The organism is Auritidibacter sp. NML100628 (genome assembly GCF_003185985.1).
Taxonomy (GTDB): domain Bacteria; phylum Actinomycetota; class Actinomycetes; order Actinomycetales; family Micrococcaceae; genus Auritidibacter; species Auritidibacter ignavus.
The window spans coordinates 26,963-50,584 of sequence record NZ_QHLP01000010.1; the positions used below are offsets into that span (position 1 = coordinate 26,963).

Below are 23,622 nucleotides of genomic sequence, written 5' to 3' on the forward strand. Positions count from 1 at the left end.
TATGGCACACATTGTGACGATTGCGGGCGCACGCCCGAGAATTGATTCCACCGTTTTCTTGGCTCCGACCGCGACTCTCAGCGGAGATGTAGCGATGGAGGAGAACTCTTCGGCCTTCTACGGCGTCTCCGTTCGTGGAGATACGGCACCGATCCGTGTGGGGCGCAATACCAACCTCCAAGATAACGTCGTCTTGCACGCCGACGCGGGTTTTCCGTGCACCATTGCCGACAACGTTTCGGTAGGACACTCCGCGGTGATCCACGGGGCCACCGTTGAGACCGAATGTTTGATCGGGATGTCAGCGACCGTGATGAATGGTTCGGTGATTGGTGAGCAGTCGTTGATTGCTGCCGGTGCCCTGGTGACTGAGGGCACCGTTATTCCGCCCCGGTCACTTGTCGCTGGTGTTCCGGCCAAGGTGCGCCGGGAGCTGAGCGACGAAGAAGTGGCCCAGCTACAACGCAATTGGGAGATCTACGTGAAGTTGGCCGCCCAACATCAAGACGCTCCCGAAAACCAAAGCCACCTTGACCGTTAGTGCGGTTGCTCAGAGCGGGCGAGCTCCATTTCGCGAGCCCGTTCTTCGGCCTTAAGTCGCGTCAGCTCCCGCCCACGTTCAGCGTCACGTGTCAGGTTTTCCCCGGTTTCCGGGTCGAAGATGTGGATCCGGGAGGAATCGAGCCACAATTTCTTGCTCTGCCCGGGGCGGACCAGCGACTCAGAAGACAGCGTGGCCACGATCTGGGGACGCAGCTCATCAGCATCCAGCTCGCTGGCCAGCTGGTCAAGGTGTCCAGCCACGCGCGGATCTTGTTCGAAAGGAATGTATCCATACTGTTCTGAGCCCAGCCACTCCACGTGGCTGATATCGGCGGAGAACACCGAACCGTTGTCGAGTTTGCGTTCATCAACCAGGCTGGCGTCTTCGAAGAATTCAGGTCGCAGGCCCACCAAGACGATATCGCGACCAGATGCTGCCTGGCGCAGTCGTTCGGTTGCCGGGATATCGGCCACCGGCGAGGACAGCACCGGACCATCCTCTGTATCTTTCAGCGTGGCAGGTAAGAAGTTCATGGACGGGGAACCGATGAATCCGGCTACGAAGAGGTTCAGCGGTTGTTCATAGAGCTCACGGGGTGAGCCCACCTGCTGAAGTTCACCTTTTTTCAACACCGCGACCCGATCGCCCAGGGTCATCGCTTCGGTCTGGTCGTGAGTGACGTAGACCGAAGTCACTCCGAGACGCCGCTGGAGCTGAGAGATTTCAGCCCGCATCTGACCACGCAACTTGGCATCGAGGTTTGACAGTGGCTCGTCAAACAGGAACGCGTCGGCATCCCGGACGATAGCGCGCCCCATGGCCACGCGCTGACGCTGACCGCCGGAGAGGTTGGCGGGCTTGCGCTCCAAATGTTCGGTAAGCTCCAAAAGTTTAGCGGCCTCCGTGACTTTTTCGGTCACCTCAGCATCGCTGGCTTTAGCCAGACGAAGGGGGAAAGCAATATTCTCGAAGACGCTCAGATGCGGATAGAGCGCATAATTCTGGAACACCATGGCCAGGTTGCGGTCTTTGGGCGCATCTTCATTGACGCGCTGACCGTCGATGTACAGGTCGCCGGCGGTGATGTCTTCCAATCCCACGATCATGCGCAACAAGGTCGACTTGCCGCAACCGGATGGACCGACAAGGATCACGAATTCTCCGTCCGAGATCTCCAAAGAGACGCCTTTAATGGCGGGGAATCCGTCGTCGTAGTGTTTGACTATCTGGTCCAGAGTAATCGATGCCATGATCCTGCTGGTGTCCTATCTATTGGTTGGATGTTCTGTCATGCTACCGCCGGGGCCGGCGCTGGACTAGCCCTTCACCGCACCGCTGGTCAGGCCCGAGACAATCTGGCGTTGGAAGAGCACCACGATAATAATGATCGGAATGGTGACCACTATCGCCGCGGCGGAGATCGCACCGGTGGGGTCCTCGAACTGCGAGGCGCCCGAGAAGAAGGCGAGCGCCGCCGGTACGGTACGAGCAGATTCGGTGGAGGTCAAGGACATGCCGTAGACGAAATCGTTCCAGGCGATAAAGAACGCGATGATCGCGGTGGTGAACACTCCGGGGGCAGCCAACGGCACAATGACTTTGCGGAAGGCCTGGAATGGGGTGGCGCCATCGACCTGGGCGGCTTTTTCCAGCTCCCAGGGGATCTGCTGAAAGAACGCCGCAAGTGTCCAGATTGAGATCGGCAGCGTCAGCGACAGGTAGGGAATAATCAACCCGAGCCAAGTGTCGTAGAGACCGACGGTCCGCCACATATTGAATAGTGGTGTGACCAAAGAGATCACCGGGAACATCGAGACCATCAGGGACACCCCGAGCACAATCCTTTTGCCGGGAAATTCCAGTCGCGCGATGGCATAGGCGGCGATAGTGGCTAACACGACGGCGATCGCGGTGGCGATCACCGAAATGCCGATGGAGTTCCACAAGGCGGAGAGGAAGAGCTCACGGGAGTCACCCACGATGATTTCTTCGTAGTTGACCAGGGATAAGTTGGTGGGCAGGAAATTGCGGTTGGACAAATCCGCCGGGGTCTTAAAGCTGGTGGCCAAGATCGAGGCGACCGGGAACAGGCACCATAGGGTGACAAATCCAACCAGCACGATCCAACCGACCTTGATCCATAAACCGCGACGTTTGGCTTTCTCCGCGGTGGCCTCCATGGAGGTAGCCTCACCAGTGCTGCGAACCGTGGTGCTCATTTCTTGGATCCTCCTTGACCGGTCAGATCGACTTTGAAGATCTTAATAGAGACCAAGGCAATCAGTGCGACTGCCAAGAACAGCAGTACCGAGACAGCAGATCCCAAACCAATTTCGAGTCGTCCGATCGACGTGCGATAAGCCAACAGACTGAGCACCTCGGTGCCGTAGGCGCCCTGCGTCATGATGAAGACCGCGTCGAAGATGCGGAAGGCATCCAGCGCGCGGAACAGCACGGCCACCATGATGGAAGCCTTCATATTGGGGATGATGACGCGCCAGAGTCGCTGGAACCAATTTGCGCCGTCAACCGCAGCAGCTTCCTCCAGTTCCTGAGGCACCTGGGCAAGCCCGGCCAAGAGCAACAGCGATATGAACGGCGTGGTTTTCCAGATTTCGGACAACATGATCACTGTGAGTGCGGTACCGGCCTGGGCAAACCAGTTCAGGTTTTCATCGACTCCAGGCAGAAAGTCCAGCCACGAGTTCATGTATCCCGAGTCGGAGGAGAACATGTAGTACCAGGCGTAGGCCGACACTACGGTAACCAGCCCATAAGGAATCAGAATCACGGTGCGGACGAAACCACGGGTCCCGCGTATGGCCTTATGCATCACCAGTGCGAGCGCGAAGCCCAATACCAACTCCACCAACACCGTCACCACCGTGATCAGTACGGTGACTCCTAGGTCCCGCCAGAACACCGCATCGGTAAGCACTGTGGCATAGTTACCCAATCCGACGAAGGCACGGTCATCGGGTGCGGTCAGACGGTAGGAGAACAGCGAGTCCCACACCGCTTGGAGCAACGGGTAGAAGATCACCAGCACCATGATGAAGAAAGCCGGTCCGGCCAAATACCACCCGAGACGGGCTTCGGATTTTGAGCGTTGGGACCGTTTCTGTTTCCCTGGTGCCGGCGCGTTTGTCGTCGGCCGGCCGGGTTCTGGGGTTTGTTGAGTAGGAGTAGCTGAGCTCACAATAACGCCTCGCCTCGAAGTACTTCGGTGATGAAGTTCCCGGTACGTCCCGCGGTCTCTTCGCTCACCTCAGACGGTGGTGTGAATTCTTGCTGGATGGCGGTCGAGACCTCGTTGTAGTACGGGGTCTGTGGACGTGGGGCTGCGATGTCCAGAGAATCCCGGATGGCGTCTTTCATCGGGTACTGTTCATCGATGCCCGGGTAGTCATAAGCCGACGCCGAGGCCGGCGGGTTGCCGTTGCTGATGAAGTATTCGGCTTGGTTCTCGGGACTCACGATGCACTCAATGGCGTCCCAAGCCAACTCCTGGTGTTCTGATTCGGCACCTACACCGAGGTTGATGCCTCCGGTGGGTGGGGCGGCTTGCTGATCAGCGAAGGTGCGCGGGTATGTGGTCCAACCAATATCGTCGAGTAAGGACTCGTCGAACTGGCCTTCTTCCACTGCAGACTGGGTGGCCGGCCAGATAAACGGCCAGTTGACCATAAAGGAGCCACGGTCTTGCTGAAAGACCAACATGGCTTCGTTCTCGGCTTGGGTTGGTAGCCCAGGGCTCCCCAGGCCTTCGGACCCGATCGTGCCGACGATCTCGGCAGCCTTGCGACCTGCCTCAGAGTCCAGACCAATTTCCGTATCTTCCACCGAAGCTTCAGGGTTCTCCACGATCTGTTCACCACCGGATTCCATCATGGCGTTGACCCAGACCGTCATCGACTCGGCTTGTGCGCCGTGGACTGCTAGGAATTTGTCCTGATCACGAGCCACCTCGATGAGTTGATCCCAGGTGACCGGTTCATCCATGTCCAGTCCGGCTTCTTCAACCACGGATTTGCGGTACCACAGCAGCTGGGTGTTGGCCCAGAATGGGACGCCCATGAGCTGGTCTTTCCACGTCGCGCCTTCCAGCGCACCGTCGAGGGTATCGTGGGTGGTTCGCTCGGCCACGTCATCTGGTACCGGAGCCAAGAACCCTGGTTCGGACAACTCTGGCAGATACGGCGGGTCCAGACTCATGATGTCCATGGTGGAGTCGCCGGCGGCCAGCCGTCGGGTGAGTTGCTCGCGTTGCGAAGAGGCATCACGCGGTAGCATCGAGGTTTCGATGCGGTAGGCGCCGTTAGCTTCGGCGGTACACTGTTGGGCCAGTTCGGCCTGTCCGCCGTCATCGGGGTTGGTGTACCAGGTCAGCACCGGAGTTTCGTCTTGCGGACCGCATCCGGAAACCACGAGAGACAAGGCGGCACCCAGGCAAGCGAGGGTGCCCGCTCGGTGGCGCCGGGTGGACTGATGTGCCACAACAATCACTTCGCTTCACAATATCGGTGGTCCTCACGCCAGGTGACTCTGCCCGATCATGAGGAGCGTTTATGGCCTAACCTTAGACCCACCATGGCGCAATTTGAAATATTTCACACCAAACTGGTACCGCTACTCGGTTGTTGTCAGGGAATAATACGCCGCTCAAACCATTCTGTGCTGATCTCCCCCACCTCTTCGGGCGGACGCCGGTGCCACCCAGCCAGCAGGCCAATCATCTCGCACAAAAGTGTGATATCCACCATATCAGGTTACCCTGTTAACAAAAAGATACGCCGCTATTCACATTGGGGCGCATCGTGATGTAACTTAGGTCATACAGTCAGTTAGTGAACCATACAATCAAAGAATGCGAGGTTAGCCGTGAAAAATAAAGTACTAGCGTCTGCGGGCTTCGCTGTGTGTTTCCTACTTGCAGGTTCCCCCGCGGCAATTGCGCAGACTGATCATCACCAAGACAATCCTCCAGCTGTCTCCACAGCTCAAGGAGAAGGCAATACAGTCGAATACAATGCATTTTTTGAACGCACCGAAGAGGGCTCGGAGTATATCCATCTAGAATTGTCGCACGGCAAAGCCTCTCTTCAAGAAGACGGAACCGTCATCGTTACCTCCGATAATGGTGAACTTGTCGAAAAGCTAGATACGAAAATCCCCGTCCCTGCCTACGACGAAGTAGTCGAGGTGTCATACGAAGTCAGCGACGACGGTCAAGATATAACCGTATCACTCCCATCGTTACACTCAGAGAGTAATTCAGAAACGGATATTGTGGCTGTGCCGTATGAGGTCGAATGTGGCCTCCCTGGCCTTCTCGTAGGGCTAGGTGGCGGAGCCTTACAGGGACTAGGCGGCGGGGCAGCCGGCGCTGCACTCGGAGCATTAGGTGGAGCCATCACGTCCGGCATCGCCGCCGCAATTGAATGCTAAGCCAAGAATCGCGTCATGACCCGTGCGCCTTTACCTGATTGCGTTATGACTGGATACCTTGGAGCCAAACATGAACTACCTACAGGCCTTTATATCTGGCACATTGACAGGCCTTGCAAGTATTTTGCTAGTGTATATTTTCGATGACACGCTCTCGGTAGTTACCGCCCCTATATTTCTAATAACACCAATAGCAATAGGACTTGCAGCTACATTTATATCTAAGAAACACTCAGCTAAGGGGCCCCCAGAATAACACTGGCGTGTGGGCGAGTCTTCAAATTCGAAGACATAGCTTGGTGTCCCACATTTGCGAATGTCACACAGGGATCGGGCCAGGGCGTCTGGCACTTTAGCACCGAGTGGCGTCGAGCCGGTTGCAGAACACCTCGACGTGTTGCGCGTAAGGTAGCTGTACCCCTGATCTGCCAGTTGACAACCATGTGCGTGACCAGATCGGTCACAGCCGTGGAATAGCAAAATGCGGCTCTTCGTGTTTGAGGGGGTGCCCCTACACACCGGTGCGGGATTGCTCACTGAACGTCAGCAGACGCGCTTAGACGAACTATTCCATAACGACCAGCATGTTGAGGTTGAAGCCACCAGAGAGCGTTCTATCAGTGGATGGTTACCGCCTACCGGGACCGGGACCCAAAGAAAGGCAAACAAACCATGCAACACGTCATCAACTCTCTAACCAGTGGTATCTCGAGCGTGTTAGGCGAGGTTCGTCAGCTCGCCGGCACCCTGAAACAACGAGTTGGAGACATCCTCGCCTACGTCGACCACCCCGGCAGTAGCAACGGGCCCACAGAAGCAATCAACGCCCGACTCGAACACCACCGTAGCTCAGCCCTCAGGTTCCGGAACCCAACCAACTACATCACCAGAAACCTGCTCAAGGCCGGCCGATCCAGACCCCACCTGCACCCTCAGTAACAATGAGCCCAAAATGCAATCTCGCTAGGATGCGCTCATGAGCACTACCAAGATCATTATATTCGGCGCACTACTAGGCCTTGTAAATATATTAGCCATTGCACTGTCAAATGACCCATTAACACCGTTTTCTATCTCTGCCTATTTTCTCATGCCAATCGCGATCGGATTTTTAGTTAAATTCCTTTTTAGGAATGAATCGAAAGAATAACACCACATTACACCAGCACATACATGAGTGACTCTTAACCAAGCTCCGGACCAGCGCAATTAGTTCAGTCAAAGCTTCCGATTCGTTGGCGCGGTGGGCCAAGGCAACCTCGCCGAGCTCTACCAGAGAAGGATAGGGTCCCGACTTCTAATACAGATCTCGGGCTCATCGACACTCGCGGGTGAGTTTTTTCTGGTCATCCCCACCTCGGCTTCCACCACTACGTGGTCAGCGCTCGCCACCACACCTGCAATCTGGTCTCTGCTTGCCGCAGAGTCCCTGACATCAGGGAGCCTGATATGCAACGATAGAATCATGACACAGCACAGTAGCGCGCAGACGACAGATCGCCTGTTGATCTTGCCCAGTGACGAGGACCGACGCGGTACCCGGTACGACCAGGCGCACCGGGTCACCGAGCAGTTGGCCCATGAGCACGGCATCCCGCGAGTCGAGCAGGCCGAGGGCACCGCGACGCTACTGGTCATTGTCCAAACCATTTCGCCGACGACATTACGCACCGCGCTGGAGCAGAACCCGCACCTTCGCTGGGTCCAATTCCCCTTCGCCGGAATCGAGCCACTTTTACCGGTGATTCGTCAGGCTCCCGAGATCACCTACACCTCGGCGGCCGGTAGCTACGCCCCACCGGTGGCCGAGCATGGTTTGGCGCTAACCTTGGCATTATTGCGCCACCTGCCCGAACGCCTTCGTGCCACTAGCTGGGGCCAGCCCAAAGGAACCACCTTGGACGGTTGCCATATCGCCATTATCGGTGGTGGTGGCATCGGCCGAGAACTCGTGCGATTATTCTCCACCTGGGATACGAAGATCACTGTGGTGCGCCGGACCGAAGCCGAGGTCCCAGGCGCCTACCGGACTTTGACTCAACAGCATCTGCACGAGGCCATCACCGACGCTGACGTCGTCGTCCTGGCAGCTGCTGCCACAGATCAAACCGCCGGGATGTTCTCGGCCCGAGAGTTTGCTGTCATGAAGCCCTCAGCGGTGCTGGTCAATGTGGCGCGCGGGAGCCTGGTCGTCACCGACGATCTACTCAAGGCCCTGACAACCGGGGAGATTTCGGCTGCCGGCCTGGATGTCACCGATCCGGAGCCACTCCCCGATGGCCACCCGCTGTGGTCAACACCCAACGTGATCATCACCCCACACTCGGCCGATACCGCAGAAATGTGCATTCCGCTGTTGGACGAGCGGATCCAGCACAATCTCATCGAAGCTCTACGCCATCGTGACCTGGCTGAGGCCGACCTGCAGGGGCGGGTCGATCTCGACGCGGGTTACTAAGTTCTCTCACCGTCTCTCCCCCCTCGGTCCCATCTTCGCCCATTTACTCGACGAGGCCCGCGCGTGATGCGCGGGAGAAAGAAGTCTGTCGCTCATCATGCGTTCTCCTCTGCAGGATTATTTGGAGCAGCTCGTCACCGACTTGCGTCCGATGCGCCATGGCGCGGTCAATCCCGTAACTGACTCAGTGGTCAACCCAAATCCAGATCACCTCAGCATCACGCTGACCACGGTCAACGGCCAACAGTACTCGGCCGGCGATGTGGATCAGCGCTTCGCCATCCAGTCCATCGCCAAGGTCTTTGCCTACGCGCTGGCCCTGGACGATTTGGGCCCCCAGAAAGTCGGGGAAAAGGTTGATGTGGAACCCTCCGGGGACTCGTTCAACGAAATCTCTCTGCAGTCCGGGACGGGACGCCCAGATAATCCCATGATTAATGCCGGGGCGATCGCCACCGTCGGGCTGATTAAAGGTCGCGGTGGTCGTAATCGCATCGGACGGCTCATGCACGCGTTCGAGGAAGCCTCAGCCGGATGCGACCGGGAACTGAAGATCATGGAGCAGATTTATCGGGCGGAGAATAAGCATGGCCACCGTAACCGGGCACTGGCCTGGTTACTACGTTCCTTCGACATCATCGAATCAGACCCCGAACCCATCGTGGACGACTATTTCCGGCAATGTGCGGTCGGACTCACCAGTGCTGAGCTGTCCATGATGGCCGCTACCCTGGCACGACGCGGTGAAAACCCGGTCACCGGCCGTCAGGTCTTCACGCCTGAAACAGTACGTCAGGTGGTGTCGGTCATGAACACGTGCGGTATGTACGATTCGGCCGGTAACTGGGCCATTGACGTGGGACTGCCAGCAAAGTCCGGGGTTGATGGAGGCATCATGGTGGTGCTTCCCGGACAGCTGGGCATCGGGGTGTTCTCTCCCCCACTGGACGAACACGGCACCTCAGTGCGCGGGGCCGCCGCCATTGCACGGATCACCAGTGATCTGGGCCTGCACTACGCCGATGCCCCACCACTGGGCCGGTCTACCCTGCGTGCCCACTACTCCCTGGCCGATGCTTTCTCAGGTGTCATCCGATCCACCGATCTGTCCCGGGCGGTTTCAGCCTATGGCCACCGATGCCAGATTTTGGAAATCTCTGGCGACCTGGGCTTTGCCGAAACCGAAGCGTTGCAGCGTAGCATCGTGGAATTCGACGACGACGTCTCGACCATCATGATCGATCTCAACGGGATCGATGAGTTCGGTCGTTCCGCGATACGCGTCTTGGCCTCCCTGGCTTCCAAGCTCAATGCAGATAACCGAGACCTGGCAATTATCGATCACGAAGACCGGCTGGTGGATCATATTATGGACTTCGTCAACAGCACCGAGGGGCTGGACGTCGAAGACCCACGGGAGAAGGCCAAGGCTGCCTCGGAAGGCGAGTTGGTACTCTCCGATGGCCCCCGGTCCGCATCCTCGAACGCCGAAGTTCAGGGCACTTTCCGCCTGTTCGAGAACCGTGCGGCAGCGCTGGAATGGGCCGAACACCGACTGGCGCAACGGTACGCACAGGACAATCTGCCCGCTTCGAGCGAAGAACCAGAATCAGCTCCGTTATTCGAGTTCCTCGACGATCGCGACGTGGATGTGCTGGCTGCGATCATGGAACGGCGCAAATACAAAGCCGGGGAGATTATCCGCCGTGCCGGCCAGCCTTTCGGCGGCATCTACTTCATCCGCTCCGGACGGGTAGAAACCACCTCCCACGGTTCCGGTGGGGCTCGGTATCGGCAGACCTATCTCTCCCCCGGTACCACTTTCGGGGAGATCGCCCTGGGTCGTAGCGGGCGTCAGGTCTCCACGATTCGTGCCGTGGACGATGTGGTGTGTTTGGTGCTCACCGCCCAGATGATCGCATCGGTGGAAGAAACCGATCCGAACCTGGCGATCAAGCTGTGGACCGCTTTGACACGTGAGGCCTACACGGTACTGGAACAGTCAGCCCGCGAGGCCGGCGCTCGTGAGGAATTCGCTGACTAGCGCCGGCAACGTACTCGGCGCCAGGCCACCGACCCACCATCGGCCGGTGCCCGCTTTGAAAGCAGGAACCGGCCGATTCTGACCCGGGTCGTCAATTTTTTAGCGCTGGTCGAGGCTGGAGATAATGCTGTTGAGCGTTTCGGAGGGACGCATAGCAGCAGAAATCTTCTCCACCGAGGGGTAGTAGTACCCGGCGATATCCACCGGCTCACCCTGGACGCTATTGAGTTCTTCCATAATCTGGTCTTCTTTGGCCCGTAGCTGGGAAGCGACATCCTTCATGGCATCAGCCAGCGGCTGGTCATCGGTCTGGGCTGCCAGTTCTTCAGCCCAGTACAGCGCCAGATAGAAGTGGGAGCCACGGTTGTCAATCTCCCCGGCTCGACGGGACGGGGAACGCCCTTCTTCCAAGAAGGTACCGGTGGCGGCATCCAGAGTATCGCCGAGCACCTGGGCGCGGGAGTTGTCGAAGGACTGGGCCAGGTGTTCGAAGGAGACGGCCAGGGCCAAGAATTCACCCAGTGAATCCCAGCGCAGGTGGTTTTCTTCCACGAACTGTTGGACGTGCTTGGGAGCCGATCCGCCGGCACCGGTCTCGAAGAGCCCACCACCATTAATCAGTGGAACAATCGAGAGCATCTTCGCCGAGGTGCCCAGCTCCAGGATGGGAAACAGGTCGGTGAGGTAGTCGCGTAGCACGTTACCGGTTACCGAAATGGTGTCTTCACCGGCACGGATCCGCTCCAGGGTGAACCGCGTGGCCTCTTCGGGTGCCAGGATGCGCAAATCCAGTCCGTCGGTGTCATTTTCGGGTAGGTACTCTTTGACTTTGGCAATCAGCTGTGCATCGTGAGCGCGCTCAGCGTCCAACCAGAAGACCGCCGGAGTCTTCGAGGCCCGGGCGCGGGTGACTGCAAGCTTAACCCAGTTGCGCACCGGGATGTCCTTGGTCTGGCAGGCCCGCCAGATGTCATGTGCTTCCACCTGGTGGCTTGTTAATACATCCCCGTCCGAGTTGATGATCTCCACGATGCCGGGCGTGTCCTGGATAAAGGTCTTGTCGTGAGAGCCGTACTCTTCAGCCTTCTGTGCCATCAGCCCCACATTGGGCACGGTGCCCATGGTGGTCGGATCGTAGGCGCCGTTGGCACGGCAGTCGTCAATCACGGTCTGGTAAACGCCAGCATAGGAGGAATCCGGGATCACAGCCAAGGTGTCCTGGGTTTCGTCGTTCTTATTCCACATCTGGCCGCCGGTGCGAATCATCGCCGGCATGGAGGCATCAATGATCACATCCGAGGGCACGTGGAGATTGGTGATGCCCCTATGCGAATTGACCATGGCCAAATCCGGGCCGTTGGCGTAGCCATCAGCAATCGCCTGTTTGATGCCTTCAGCGGTCTGGTCGTCCAGCTGGTCCAGACCGTTTTCGATCGAGGCCAGCCCGTTGGTGGCCGATAGCCCGGCAGCGGCCAGCTGGTCACCATATTTTTCAAACAACTCCGGGAAGTAGGCCTTAACCACGTGGGAGAAGATCACCGGGTCGGAGACCTTCATCATGGTGGCTTTCAGGTGAGCGGAGAACAGCACGCCCTGCTCTTTGGCTTTGGCAACCTGTTCTGCCAAAAAGTCATCCAGGGCACGGGCCGACATGAAGGTGGCATCCACAATCTCGCCCTTGAGGACTTTGAGCTCGTCTTTCAGGATGGTGACATTGCCGTCAGCGTCGGTATGCCGAATGGTGAGCACATCGTCGGAATCCATGGTCACCGATTGCTCATTGGAGACGAAGTCATGGTCGTGCATGGTGGCCACGTTGGTCTGGGAGTCCGCAGACCACTCCCCCATGGAATGCGGGTGCTTCTTGGCGAAGTTTTTGACCGCCCGCGGGGCGCGACGGTCCGAATTTCCTTCGCGCAACACCGGGTTAACCGCCGAACCTTTGACCGAGTCATAGCGGGCCCGAGCATCCTTCTGTTCCTCGGTGGCAGGCTCGTCAGGGTAGTCCGGCAACTCGTAGCCGGCCTGTTGCAGTTCTTTGATGGTGGCGACCAGCTGCGGGACGGAGGCGGAGATATTAGGAAGCTTGATGACGTTTGCTTCGGGTTCTTTGACCAATTCACCCAGTTCGCCCAACGCATCATTGGTGCGCTGTTGTTCGGGCAGGACGTCGTTGAAAGCAGCCAGCACACGTCCGGCCAGGGAGATATCGCGCGTCTCCAGCTCAACACCGGCGGTGGATGCAAAAGCCCTCACGATCGGCAACAGCGATGCTGTGGCGAGCATGGGGGCCTCATCGGTGTGAGTATAGATAATCTTGGACATGGGTGTACCAATCTCCTCGTGGATGCTCATCCGTCTCGGATTTCTCATGGGTGCGCCCTAAAGCACACCGACCAACGGTGCGAACACCGTCGACCAACACAGGTTCTTTCTTAATCTACCGGAGTCATGGGTCGATAGGTAAAGGCAGTTGCCGGCAGATCTGGCGCAGAGCTTAGAGCCCCAGAACGGACTGGGCGACCATGAAGTAGATGATCAGCCCCAGAGCGTCCACCACCGTGGAGATAAATGGGTTGGAGAACACCGCCGGGTCCACACCGATCTTGGACGCGATGAGCGGCATCATCGAGCCCACCGTAGCAGCCACCGTGCAGATCGCCAGCAGTGTCAGTCCGATCACTGTGCCAATATCCCACCCGAAGATCAGTCCGGTAATCACAAACCCGAGGACACCTAAACAGGCGCCCAGGGTGCAACCCACCAGTGCTTCCCGCCCGATGACCCGCCAGACGTCTCGGGGCGTCACTTGGCCCAGGGCGATGGCACGGGTAACGGTGGTGGCCGCCTGGTTACCGGTATTTCCACCGGTACCGGTCAGCAACGGAATGAACAAGGTCAGCACCACCATGACCGCAAGCATCTCTTCAAAGACCTGCAATACCTGCACGGTCAGTGTTGCCCCGATCGCCAGCACCAGCAGCCAGACGATGCGGGACTTGACCAATTGCATGATCGAAGTGGTCAGATACGGCTGGCCCAGGGGTTCGGCACCACCGGAACGATAGGTATCTTCGGACTCTTCTTCTTCCAGAATACGCTGGGCATCATCAACCAGCAGCATACCGATGAGCCGTTCGGCGTCGTCGACCACAGGCACCGCTTGAACTCGGTGGTGCACGGCCATCCGCGCGGCCACTTCGGCTTCTTCGGTCGCATTGACCGTATCGGTGTCGTGCATGATGTCGCGGACCAAGGTATCCGGCTCAGCCCGCACGAGGCGGGTCAGGTCGACCAAGCCCAGGACCTTGTGCGTGGAGGAGGCGACCGGCAGGGTGGCGAGCTCATTTTCATCGTCGGCGTCGACGTCAGCGGCTCGCACGGCTTGCAGGGCTTCGGTGGCAGTCATGTGGGCACTGAGCTCGACCGTGATGGGGGTCAGGCGTCGACCCACCGCGTCTTCGGGGTACCCGAGCACGCGCCCGGCTTGATTACGATCGGCAGCCGAGAGTCCGGACAGCAACCGTTGGGCGACCTCGGCGGGCACCTCATCGAGTAGCCGAGCCTGGGAGGTCGATTCCAGTTCGCCGAAAATTTCCTGCACCCGGCTGGTTTGCAACCCGTCAATGAGATCCGACTGCAACTGCGGTTCCATGGTCTCAAACACGGTCACGGCCGCGTCTTTATCCAGCAGGCGGAAGGCCACCGGCAACATCGTGCGAGAGGTCCGGTCCAGGAACCGCTCCAGATCAGAGGGGCGTAACCGTCGTAGCTCGACGGTGGCTTCAGCCAGCCGATCTTCTTTGAGGTGGTCTTGGATGGACTCTTCCAGTGCCTCCACGTCGTAGATCGTGGTCTGCTGTTTCGACATGATCCCGCCTCCAGTTCCCCAGATCAGGCCACGACCGGCCACCGTCCGGACCGGGAGTGCGGCCCAGGGTGGAGTCGTTGCAAACGCGCCGGCACCGTAGGGACACAGCAACACCTGAGCTCAACGTCGGTCAACACCGTGAAGGAGTCACGGTGACCCCGGAGACGCCGGTGGCTACGCGGGATTATCTGAAAGAGCTGAGTGATGAGGCTGTGTCGCTCAGGCGCTGGCTGAACGGTCACTAACACTAGCCGACCGCAGAGACCAACTTCAAACTTTGCCAGCCTGCGGTCAGTTGGCACCACCTGAATGATTACAGCCGTGCTTAGCCGTGGTAGAAGTGTCGGGAATGGGTCAGGTACATCGTGATCCCCGCCTGGCGCGCTGTGGCGATAACGTCCTCGTCTCGGATGGAGCCACCGGGTTGTACCACGGCACGCACCCCAGCATCGATGAGGATTTGGAGCCCGTCGGGGAAGGGAAAGAACGCATCCGAGGCTGCTACCGAACCGCGAGCGCGCACCGGGGCCTGCTCGGTCGAGGTCGGGTTGCTAGCGCCTCCGACCGATCTCACCTGATCGTTGGTGCCGGTCTGTTGAGCACCGGTGGTTGCCATACCGAGGGTGTTGGCACGTTCGATGGCTAACCGGCAGGAGTCCAGGCGGTTAACCTGGCCCATCCCGATACCCACGGCTGCCTGCTGATGGGCCAACAAAATGGCGTTGGATTTAGCCGCGCGCACGGCTTTCCAAGCAAAAGCCAGATCTGCCAGGGTGGTTTCATCGGCGGGCTCGCCCGAAACCAGTTCCCAGTCGGCAGGGTTGTCGCCCTGAGACTGGAAGGTGTCGGCGACCTGTAACAACATGCCCCCGGAGACCTGCTTATACTCCACGCAGTCGCGGTGAAAGCCTGCGGGCAATTCGAGCAGGCGCAGGTTCTTCTTCGCCGAGAGGATCTCAACCGCCTCGGCCGAGAAACTGGGGGCCACCATCACTTCGGTAAAAATGTCCTTGACCTGGGTGGCGAACGTCGCGGTGATCTCACGGTTCGCCGCGATCACTCCCCCGAAAGCAGAAACCGGGTCCGTGGCGTGAGCTTTAGCGTGAGCATCAGCGATCGGGTCGGTGGCATGTGCATCCCCGACGGCCAGACCGCAGGGGTTGGCGTGCTTAATGATGGCCACGGCCGGATCGCTGAAGTCGAACGCGGCGCGCACCGCGGCGTCGGCATCCACATAGTTGTTGTAGCTCATCGGCTTGCCATGCAGCAGCTGCGCTTGGGCGATACCGGTACTGGCCCCATCCTCGACATACAGGGCAGCGGGCTGGTGGGGATTTTCACCATAGCGCAACGATTCGGCACGGCTCAGCGATACCCCTACGTAGGGCGGAAGCTGGCTGACGGTGGATTCCTGCTCGGGAGCTTCACCGAATTGCGCGGCAGTCCAGGCCGCCACCGCGTTGTCGTAAGCGGCAGTATGCGCAAAAGCCAACGAGGCCAGTCGCTTGCGAGTGGCCAAGTCGAAACCACCCTGCTGGGCTGCGGTGACAACGTCTTGATAGGAGCGCGGGTCGACGACCACCGCGATAGAGGGGTGGTTCTTCGCTGCCGCCCGAACCATGGAGGGCCCACCGATGTCGATCTTTTCAATCACGTCGTCTTCCCCCGCGCCAGAAGCAACGGTTTCGACGAAGGGATAGAGGTTGACGATGACCAGGTCAAAAGGTTCGATGTGGTGTTCGTCCAGCTGGGCCCGGTGCGATTCCAGGCGGCGATCAGCCAGAATGCCGGCGTGAATGCGCGGGTGCAGAGTTTTCACCCGCCCGTCAAGCACTTCGGGGAACCCGGTAATATCTGCGACCTCGGTAACATCCACCCCAGTGGACGCAATGGTTTTGGCAGTCGACCCGGTCGAGACAATCTGCACACCGGCATCAGCTAGACCGCGAGCTAGATCCTGAAGACCGGTTTTGTCGTAAACCGAAATCAGTGCACGTTTGAACGGGATTTTATCTGTGGATTCTGCCACGCCAGCTACTCCTACCATCGGTTCGCGGTCACTCGAAAATACATTGGGCGTGAACGGGCCAGCGCTCCATTCACAGTTCAAGTCTAGTCTGGACTCGAGTGTTCTTTTGATGCCTCAGTAGCGTCCGCACCGGCGCGTCCCCGTCGCTTCTGGGCAAATTGTTCGGCCAGTTCCAGCGCCGTGTGCCCCGCAGCCACGGCGGCCAGGGTGTCAATCAGCATGTCTCGTTCGACGACTTTGATGCGTTCGTGCAGACTGTCCTGGTCATCATCTGCGGTGACCTCGACCTCAGTCTGAGCAATGATCGGGCCGGTGTCCACCCCGGCATCCACCAGGTGCACGGTGGCACCGGTGGTGGTGACCCCGGCCTGTAGAGCGTCCCGGACCGCGTGGGCTCCGGGAAAGCTCGGTAGTAACGCCGGATGAGTGTTGATAAATCGACCGTGGTAGGCCCGGACAAATTCTTCACCGACCACCCGCATCAGACCAGAAGAGACAACCAGGTCGGGTGCATAGCTATCCACCACAGTCAGTAGCGCCTTCGTCCACTCGGTGCGGTTGTGATAATTGGCCCAGTCCACCACGAAGGTCTCCAACTTGGCCGCATCTGCACGATGCAGACCGTAGGCCTCGGCGGTATCGGACCCCACCGCAACGATCTCGATCGCCAGGCGCCCGGCCTGAACCGCGTCGAGCACGGCTTGAAAGTTGGAACCGGAGCCAGATAGCAATACAACAACGCGCATAGTATGGGGGATCCTTCCGCCAGAGGTGAGCTAGATGCGAGCCAGACGATCATGACCGGCCTTAACTCTAACGCGAGGCCCGACGCAAAGAGTGGCTACCTCTGGCTAGGATGGTGTTCTGGACATCACCCCAACGACGGAATAGAGGACCACCACGATCGTGTCGAATAAGACCTCGGCCTCATCGACCAGTTCTCGCACCGGATCGCTGAGTCAGCTGGTGCTCTGGTTGTTGGCCGCGTTGATCGCCACCTACGCCGGGTCGGCGTTACCTCTGCCGTATAAAGTCGTCACCCCGATCTTTGGGATTGCTGGTGTCGTGGTTGCGGTCGTGTTATTCCGAGGTGCCACTCAGGTCAAAACCACCATGCTGACCTGGTTAGCAGGCACTGCCGGAGCACTGGGTTGTGTCCTGTTTACCGCCATTGCGGTTGCGCAGATGATCTTGTGGGCCCCCACCCAGGACTATGAACAATGCTTGCACTCGGCGATCACCCACACTGCGGTCAGTGAGTGCGATCAGCAATACTCCGATGTCCTCCATCAGCTCAGACTGACTGAGTAGTAGCACTCAGTCGGGGTCAGCCGATCCTGACGTGACCGTTGGCTGGGTCTGGTCCTTCGTACTGGAGTACAGCGGAGCGTCAACCAGCGGAGCCAGCACATAGCCCAGCATGGCCCCGACCCCAACTTCGCCGCCCAGGGTCAACCCGCTGAGCCATGCGGTGGGGCCGACCTCGTCAAATTTGCCGAAACCCCAGGACCCTGAGGACAGCCACCATACCAACATCATGACCACCGCAACGATCGCAGCCAAGATGACCCCAGTCGTCAGGGTGGCCAGCGCGGGCGCGACGATGGGGTGGCCAACCCGTTGAGTGATCCAATCTTCTACGTGATTTTCCCCGTCACGGAAGAGCCACACACCGGCGACGATGCCGCAGGCCACCGGGATCAACAGCACCCACCACGTATCGGCCAAGGAAGACTCCGGTGGAATGGCAGCCAGTAACGGTATCGCCGGTTGAGGGCCCAGAATCGTTCCGGCTGGGGCGATCAGTGAGCCGGTGCCCAAGCTGAATCCAATACCGGTCATCCACGACAACACCCACAGCACCAGGTTCGGTAACAGCGCCGCCTGCAACAGGGTCAGCGCCAGGCCACCCCATATTCCGGTACCTAAACGTTGATAGACCTCGGTAATCGGCGCCCACTGCACTCCGATGAGCACGACGGTCAGTACTGCCGCGCTGGCCACTGCGGCCAGGATTCCCACGGTGGCAGCTTTGACCATCGAGGCCAGGAAGCTCAACATCCAGCGCACCTGCTGGGAACGGGCACTCATCCAGGTGCCGATCGCCTCGGTACCCAGAAAACGCCAGCTACCGTAGCGTCGGCGCACCCCGAGCACAATACCGAGTCCAAAGATCCCAAGGGGTGCCAGCACGCCCGCCGGGGGAACGTGGATGCGCTCAACAGAAATCAGTGAGGAAAGCCCAAAAGCGAACAGCCCGTAGGCCAGTACCGCGGGGATCAGTGCCTGCCAGAGTTTGCGAGCCTCGCTGGCTCGAGCCAGTCGGTGCCCGACGCGCGTGGTGAGATACAGCAGGATCGCGGTCAGGCCCAGCGGGAGGAACCACAAAGTTCCCGACATGATCTCTTCGGTCCCAGGTTGGGGAACCGACAGTGCTACCGGGGTTCCTTGACCGGCCAGCCACAACACGCCAGCAAGCTGTCCCACCGCCAGTAGGTCCATATTGGCCCAGGCTCCAAAAAGCCACATCCCAATCAGGAGCACGGCAAGCCCGGCGATACCCATCAGAGCTGCAGCACAGGATTCGATCACGCCTTGAAGCCACAACGGCATCGGCAGGGGACGAATCCCGCGGGAAGGCTGGGGGGAAGTTTTGTCTGGCACATTCCCTATGGTGCCATTATCGACGCTCGATCTGGGGATTTACTGTCTCGGAGCGAAAGACTTCCGAACCCGCTGAAGGTAAATGTTGCGAGATAATGGCAACTGGTATTTTCCTTTGTCGCCTCAAGGTGTTATGGTGATACGTGGTAGACAACGGCTGTCTCCCCGAGAGGGTGCAGCCGTACCCTACTTTCGGAGGCAGCCTCACCGAATGATCTATGACTCCAAAGATAAAAGAGGTTGCCTGATATGGATGCAGCATTAGAGAAAGTCCACGAAGAAGTTCTCCGTCGCAATCCCGGCGAATCGGAATTCCACCAGGCGGTCACCGAGATCTTCGAGACGCTGTCCCCGGTCATGAAGCGCCATCCCGAATACGCTGAACAATCCATTTTGCAGCGGATGTGTGAGCCTGAGCGCCAGATTATTTTCCGGGTGCCGTGGCTCGACGATGAAGGCAACGTCCACATCAACCGTGGCTTCCGGGTGGAATTCAACTCCGCACTCGGCCCTTATAAAGGCGGTCTACGTTTCCACCCCTCGCTGTATCTAGGAATCGTGAAATTCCTCGGCTTTGAGCAGATCTTCAAGAACGCATTGACCGGTATGCCGATCGGCGGCGGTAAGGGCGGATCTGACTTCAATCCGGCCGGACGAAGCGAAGATGAAATCATGCGCTTCTGCCAATCGTTCATGACCGAGCTGTACCGACACATCGGTGAGTACACCGACGTTCCTGCCGGAGACATCGGTGTCGGTGGCCGTGAGATCGGCTATCTGTTCGGCCAGTACAAGCGCATCACCAATAAGTGGGAGGCCGGCACGCTGACCGGTAAGGGCATCTCCTGGGGTGGTTCCTTGGCCCGTACCGAGGCCACCGGGTACGGCGCGGTGATGTTCACCGATTCGATGTTGCACACCAAGAACCAGTCCATGGATGGCCAAACCGTTGCGGTTTCCGGTTCGGGCAACGTGGCCATTTACGCCATCCAGAAGGCCACCCAGTTGGGAGCCACCGTGGTGACTGCCTCGGATTCTTCCGGCTACGTTCATGACCCTGACGGCATTGACCTGGACCTGTTGCGCCAGATCAAGGAAGTTGAGCGTGGCCGGATTTCAGACTACGCCGACCGCCGCGGTGGCAAGGCCACCTATCAATCCTCTGGCTCGGTGTGGGATGTTCCGGTCACCGTCGCTCTACCGTGCGCTACCCAGAATGAGCTAACCGAAGAGAATGCCAAGACCCTGATTAAAAACGGCGTGGTGGCTCTGGCTGAGGGGGCGAATATGCCATGTACTCACGACGCCGCCGCAGCTTTCAAAGAAGCCGGAGTATTGTTCGGGCCGGGAAAGGCTGCCAATGCCGGCGGTGTGGCTACTTCGGCTTTGGAAATGCAACAGAACGCGGTGCGCGACAGCTGGAGCTTCAGCTACACTCACGACCGTCTCGAGCAGATCATGACAGATATTCACGATCGTTGCGTGGCTACTGCCGAGGATTTCGGCGTCCCCGGTGACTATGTGATGGGCGCTAATATCGCCGGCTTCACCAAGGTCGCCGACGCGATGCTGGCCCAAGGTGTTGTTTAAACTCGGCGAGCCCACCCCCCCTCCGGTCATGACCGGTACCACCGTCTCGGCGTCCCAGAGGCACCGGCGCGCTAACCGTGCAACCGCGCTTTCTGTTCATCATTGAGCCGCACTGGTCGTCCCGACTCGGCATCAACGAAGACCATGGTGGAGCTGGCGGTCACTGCCACCTCGGCAGTCACCGGGTCGATGAATTCATAGCCCACCTCGATCGCGGCGGCCTTCACCTTCGTGATTTGCAGACGGACGTGGACCGGTTGGCGCCGGTAGGGCAGTTGTCGCCGATATCTTACGGTGTGCTCGGAAATCAGGGTCAGCACGCCTTCGGGGACGGAACTAATCAAGTCAATCGGGGCCGCCACCTCCGGCTGGTCTTCGGATTCGGGAGCTCCAGTGCCCGAGGGAGTTCCGAAAGCCAGCACGCGGGCTTCTTCCATCAGACGCACGATTTGGACGTTATTGACGTGCCCATAGGCGTCCATATCGCCCCAGCGCAGGTGGATCTGCACGGTGGTGTTGACACCGTGGAAGCTGTTGGTTGATACCGGACTCATAGTGGTGGCCTCCTCGAATGTGTCTGCTGACCTAGCCCGCCACTGGCTCATTAGTCTTCCCGTGGAATATCTTGGGTAAATCGCGGATAGTCTTGTTGTAGCTCAGCGACAGCCTTGGACTCATTTTGCTGAATGGATGCCGGCCAGGCCAACGGCGAGGCAGTTTCGGACTGGGGATCCAGGATACCTAAACGCTCTAGTTGCAATTCCAATGTGGCCCCATCAGGGCCGTATACCCACGGGATGCCCGGCGTCGAGTAACGGGTTTCTTCAGCCCGACCGCCAGCCAAGAGCGCTTCAGAAGGCGTCAGCTGACGGATCGCAATCGCGCGTACCTGGTGCGGATAGTCTCGGGCGAAATCGGCATAGATTTCGGGATCGTGCTGCCCATCGTCACCGATCAAAATCCACGTAATATGCGGGAAGTCCTCGGCCAGTCTGCGCAGCGCCGTAACCTTATGTTCCACACCGGAGCGGAACCAGCGGTGTTCGGTGGGCCCCCAGCTAGTCAGTAACAGTGGGCCGAACGGGTAGAGGTTACGCGCTAAGAACCGCGTGAGAGTTTGGGCGACGTTCCATGCCCCGGTAGAGACATAGAACACCGGGGACTTCGCTTCGGCTTCGACGATCCGGTTGAGTAGCACCGACATCCCCGGAGTGGGCGTTCTAGCGTGTTCGTCGAGAACGAAGGAGTTCCAGGCTGCCAACAACGGACGTGGTAGGGCGGTGACCACCACGGTGTCGTCGACGTCGCACATCACTCCGGAGCGGGCCTGGTCGGAGATCACGAAAATATCGGCATTAGCGGAGTCACCGTCAGCTACATGAAGGGTGATCGACTGCCATCCCTCGTCGAGCGCGGCCGGTAGCACTGTGTCCACCACGCCACTACGATCAGCACGCACCGTGTGGGTGACACCGTCGATATCGACGTGGACTTCTGCATACGGCAGCGGTGGGGAGACGAAGTTACGCCACCCGCGGACTCCATCTTGAACGACTTTAGTCAACCGGTGCCCAGCTTCGAAGGCGTCCTCACGGGCGAGCAACACTCGTGCAAAGACTCGGACCCAGCTGGTGGAACCGTATCCGATGAACGGTAGCAGAGTCGGCACATCTCCGCGGTCGAGAGCTTGTTTCTTGCGCATGCCTTGGTACCGGTAATAAGCCCAGGTCACCAAGCGTTCTGGCACCGGGTCCTGACGATCGTGTTGCGCGGCAGCACGGATAGAGTTTCGCCCCTGAACCAACTTCCGCTGAGCAAGCGCCGAGGTGTCCCGCCGTGATGATGTGGTCGATGTGGCCCTCTGACGTCCGGCGCGGCGAAAGATTTTTCCCATGCTCTCTAGTATCCCCCATTATTAATGCTGCTGTGACCACACGGGCGTGGCCGTTGCCTGAACCGTTGGATGATGTAAAACTGGCTAGGATACACACCGTGGCCACTGCATCCCGTCATAGCACAACGATCTCTGGACCCTCAGCCTTGCGCCAGCTGGCGCTCGCGGCTGCACGCTCTGCCACGAGAGTTTTAGACCCACCAAACAAACATCAGGTTAACGATGGAACAGTTCGGTGGGGAACTACCCATAAAACCAACCACCACGATGTGGTCACCGACCTCGATCGTGCTGTGGAGATCCACCTCAGGGAGTTTTTGCACGAGCGGTTACCGACCTCACAAATCTTTGGCGAAGAATTCGGTGAGCACTCCCCAACTGGAACCTCGGCGCTGGAGCCCCGACCAGACCATGCCGTGGTGTGGCTCATCGATCCGATTGACGGGACCTCAAACCTGGCCCACGGTCTCGACACCTATTCCATCTCCATCGCGGCGGTGATCGACGACCAGGTGCTCGCCGGAGTAGTCGTTGCCCCGGCGATGGGCCTCGAGTTCTCTGCCGATATCGAGTCAGGCACCGCCTGGGTGAACGACTCCAAACTCCGCGTCCGACGTCCGTGCCCGCAACGGCTCCAGGACTACAATCTGGTGACCTCGTTTCCGGCAGCCGAAATCTTGCAGGCTAGCCCACCGACTCCTCACACCGCGTTGGAGATTTTTGGACAGGCGGTCTGCCAGTTTTCCACCGTACGCCGAATGGTCTCCGGAGCACTCGAATTGTGTTTAGCCGCCCAAGGAGTTTTTGACCTTGTCATCGGGGTGGACACCAAACCCTGGGATATCGCGGCCGCACAGCTGATTCTGCAGTGTGCCGGTGGCCATTACCGGCCCGGCTGGTTCTCCCCTGCCGAGTCCGGTCCGGCGCACAGGGCGCCGTGCTACCTCGGGCTCGCACCGGGCAGAGACCCGGCTGCGGCCAGCGAGATCTTCGAGCGGATTCTGCACCTACCTCGATGATCAGCAGGGCATCACCGGATCCTCGGCGCGTCATCGATTCCCCTCACGACCTAAATGGGAG

At 58.9% G+C, this 23,622-nt stretch carries 18 protein-coding genes and 1 pseudogene; 8 read left to right on the forward strand and 11 right to left on the reverse strand.

What is annotated here, in order from left to right; all coding sequences use genetic code 11:
* Nucleotide 1: 1 nt before the first annotated feature.
* A complete protein-coding gene (locus tag DCC24_RS07930; protein ID WP_110099391.1) occupies nucleotides 2-541 on the forward strand; it encodes a gamma carbonic anhydrase family protein in 540 nt (179 codons plus the stop codon).
* Here DCC24_RS07930 and DCC24_RS07935 read toward each other — a convergent pair.
* From DCC24_RS07935 to DCC24_RS07950, 4 genes are all read right to left on the reverse strand, one after another.
* On the reverse strand, nucleotides 538-1,794 hold the full coding sequence (locus tag DCC24_RS07935) for an ABC transporter ATP-binding protein (protein WP_110099392.1): 1,257 nt from the start codon (nucleotides 1,792-1,794) through the stop codon (nucleotides 538-540). The genes DCC24_RS07930 and DCC24_RS07935 overlap by 4 nt on opposite strands.
* Before the next feature lie 66 nt (nucleotides 1,795-1,860).
* A complete protein-coding gene (locus DCC24_RS07940; protein ID WP_110099443.1) occupies nucleotides 1,861-2,724 on the reverse strand; it encodes a carbohydrate ABC transporter permease in 864 nt (287 codons plus the stop codon).
* A 35-nt stretch (nucleotides 2,725-2,759) separates the two neighbouring features.
* Nucleotides 2,760-3,743 (reverse strand): carbohydrate ABC transporter permease, encoded by a 984-nt coding sequence (locus DCC24_RS07945; RefSeq protein WP_233242732.1) that lies wholly within the window; start codon nucleotides 3,741-3,743, stop codon nucleotides 2,760-2,762.
* Nucleotides 3,740-5,041, reverse strand: coding sequence for an extracellular solute-binding protein (locus DCC24_RS07950; protein WP_199446254.1), 1,302 nt, complete (start codon nucleotides 5,039-5,041; stop codon nucleotides 3,740-3,742). The genes DCC24_RS07945 and DCC24_RS07950 overlap by 4 nt, the downstream gene beginning before the upstream one ends.
* Before the next feature lie 384 nt (nucleotides 5,042-5,425).
* Here DCC24_RS07950 and DCC24_RS07955 point away from each other — a divergent pair, with 384 nt between their 5' ends.
* From DCC24_RS07955 to glsA, 4 genes and pseudogenes are all read left to right on the forward strand, one after another.
* Nucleotides 5,426-5,992: a hypothetical protein gene (locus DCC24_RS07955; RefSeq protein WP_110099393.1), complete on the forward strand. Its 567-nt coding sequence runs from the start codon at nucleotides 5,426-5,428 to the stop codon at nucleotides 5,990-5,992.
* A 511-nt stretch (nucleotides 5,993-6,503) separates the two neighbouring features.
* Nucleotides 6,504-6,931, forward strand: a pseudogene (locus DCC24_RS07960) (transposase); the annotation flags it as partial.
* A 526-nt stretch (nucleotides 6,932-7,457) separates the two neighbouring features.
* Nucleotides 7,458-8,450, forward strand: coding sequence for an NAD(P)-dependent oxidoreductase (locus DCC24_RS07970; protein WP_110099396.1), 993 nt, complete (start codon nucleotides 7,458-7,460; stop codon nucleotides 8,448-8,450).
* Nucleotides 8,451-8,547: 97 nt separating this feature from the next.
* Nucleotides 8,548-10,494 carry a glutaminase A gene (gene glsA, locus DCC24_RS07975; RefSeq protein ID WP_110099397.1) on the forward strand — a complete coding sequence of 649 codons (1,947 nt, stop codon included), beginning with the start codon at nucleotides 8,548-8,550 and terminating at the stop codon, nucleotides 10,492-10,494.
* 99 nt (nucleotides 10,495-10,593) lie between these two features.
* On the opposite strand, the gene DCC24_RS07980 is transcribed toward glsA, so the two are convergent.
* The 4 genes from DCC24_RS07980 to purN all read right to left on the reverse strand — a co-directional run bounded on the left by DCC24_RS07980 (nucleotide 10,594) and on the right by purN (nucleotide 17,140).
* Nucleotides 10,594-12,819 carry an NADP-dependent isocitrate dehydrogenase gene (locus DCC24_RS07980; RefSeq protein ID WP_110099446.1) on the reverse strand — a complete coding sequence of 742 codons (2,226 nt, stop codon included), beginning with the start codon at nucleotides 12,817-12,819 and terminating at the stop codon, nucleotides 10,594-10,596.
* Nucleotides 12,820-12,991: 172 nt separating this feature from the next.
* Nucleotides 12,992-14,365: a magnesium transporter gene (mgtE, locus tag DCC24_RS07985; RefSeq protein ID WP_110099447.1), complete on the reverse strand. Its 1,374-nt coding sequence runs from the start codon at nucleotides 14,363-14,365 to the stop codon at nucleotides 12,992-12,994.
* Between the two features lie 325 nt (nucleotides 14,366-14,690).
* Nucleotides 14,691-16,412 carry a bifunctional phosphoribosylaminoimidazolecarboxamide formyltransferase/IMP cyclohydrolase gene (gene purH, locus DCC24_RS07990; protein WP_110099398.1) on the reverse strand — a complete coding sequence of 574 codons (1,722 nt, stop codon included), beginning with the start codon at nucleotides 16,410-16,412 and terminating at the stop codon, nucleotides 14,691-14,693.
* 65 nt (nucleotides 16,413-16,477) lie between these two features.
* On the reverse strand, nucleotides 16,478-17,140 hold the full coding sequence (gene purN / locus DCC24_RS07995) for a phosphoribosylglycinamide formyltransferase (RefSeq protein WP_110099399.1): 663 nt from the start codon (nucleotides 17,138-17,140) through the stop codon (nucleotides 16,478-16,480).
* A gap of 160 nt (nucleotides 17,141-17,300) precedes the next feature.
* On the opposite strand from purN, the gene DCC24_RS08000 reads away from it, so the two are divergent.
* Entirely contained in the window at nucleotides 17,301-17,705 is a 405-nt protein-coding gene (locus tag DCC24_RS08000; protein WP_110099400.1) for a hypothetical protein, read from the forward strand.
* Nucleotides 17,706-17,711: 6 nt separating this feature from the next.
* On the opposite strand, the gene DCC24_RS08005 is transcribed toward DCC24_RS08000, so the two are convergent.
* A complete protein-coding gene (locus tag DCC24_RS08005; RefSeq protein WP_146206304.1) occupies nucleotides 17,712-19,058 on the reverse strand; it encodes a DUF6350 family protein in 1,347 nt (448 codons plus the stop codon).
* Between the two features lie 249 nt (nucleotides 19,059-19,307).
* Here DCC24_RS08005 and gdhA point away from each other — a divergent pair, with 249 nt between their 5' ends.
* Nucleotides 19,308-20,648, forward strand: coding sequence for an NADP-specific glutamate dehydrogenase (gene gdhA, locus DCC24_RS08010; RefSeq protein WP_110099402.1), 1,341 nt, complete (start codon nucleotides 19,308-19,310; stop codon nucleotides 20,646-20,648).
* Between the two features lie 71 nt (nucleotides 20,649-20,719).
* On the opposite strand, the gene DCC24_RS08015 is transcribed toward gdhA, so the two are convergent.
* Together DCC24_RS08015 and DCC24_RS08020 are read right to left on the reverse strand one after the other, a co-directional pair.
* Entirely contained in the window at nucleotides 20,720-21,202 is a 483-nt protein-coding gene (locus tag DCC24_RS08015; RefSeq protein ID WP_110099403.1) for a thioesterase family protein, read from the reverse strand.
* Nucleotides 21,203-21,252: 50 nt separating this feature from the next.
* Entirely contained in the window at nucleotides 21,253-22,542 is a 1,290-nt protein-coding gene (locus DCC24_RS08020; protein WP_233492030.1) for an App1 family protein, read from the reverse strand.
* Nucleotides 22,543-22,640: 98 nt separating this feature from the next.
* Here DCC24_RS08020 and DCC24_RS08025 point away from each other — a divergent pair, with 98 nt between their 5' ends.
* Nucleotides 22,641-23,561, forward strand: a complete 921-nt coding sequence (locus tag DCC24_RS08025) for an inositol monophosphatase (RefSeq protein ID WP_158524636.1) — start codon at nucleotides 22,641-22,643, stop codon at nucleotides 23,559-23,561.
* Nucleotides 23,562-23,622: the final 61 nt, after the last annotated feature.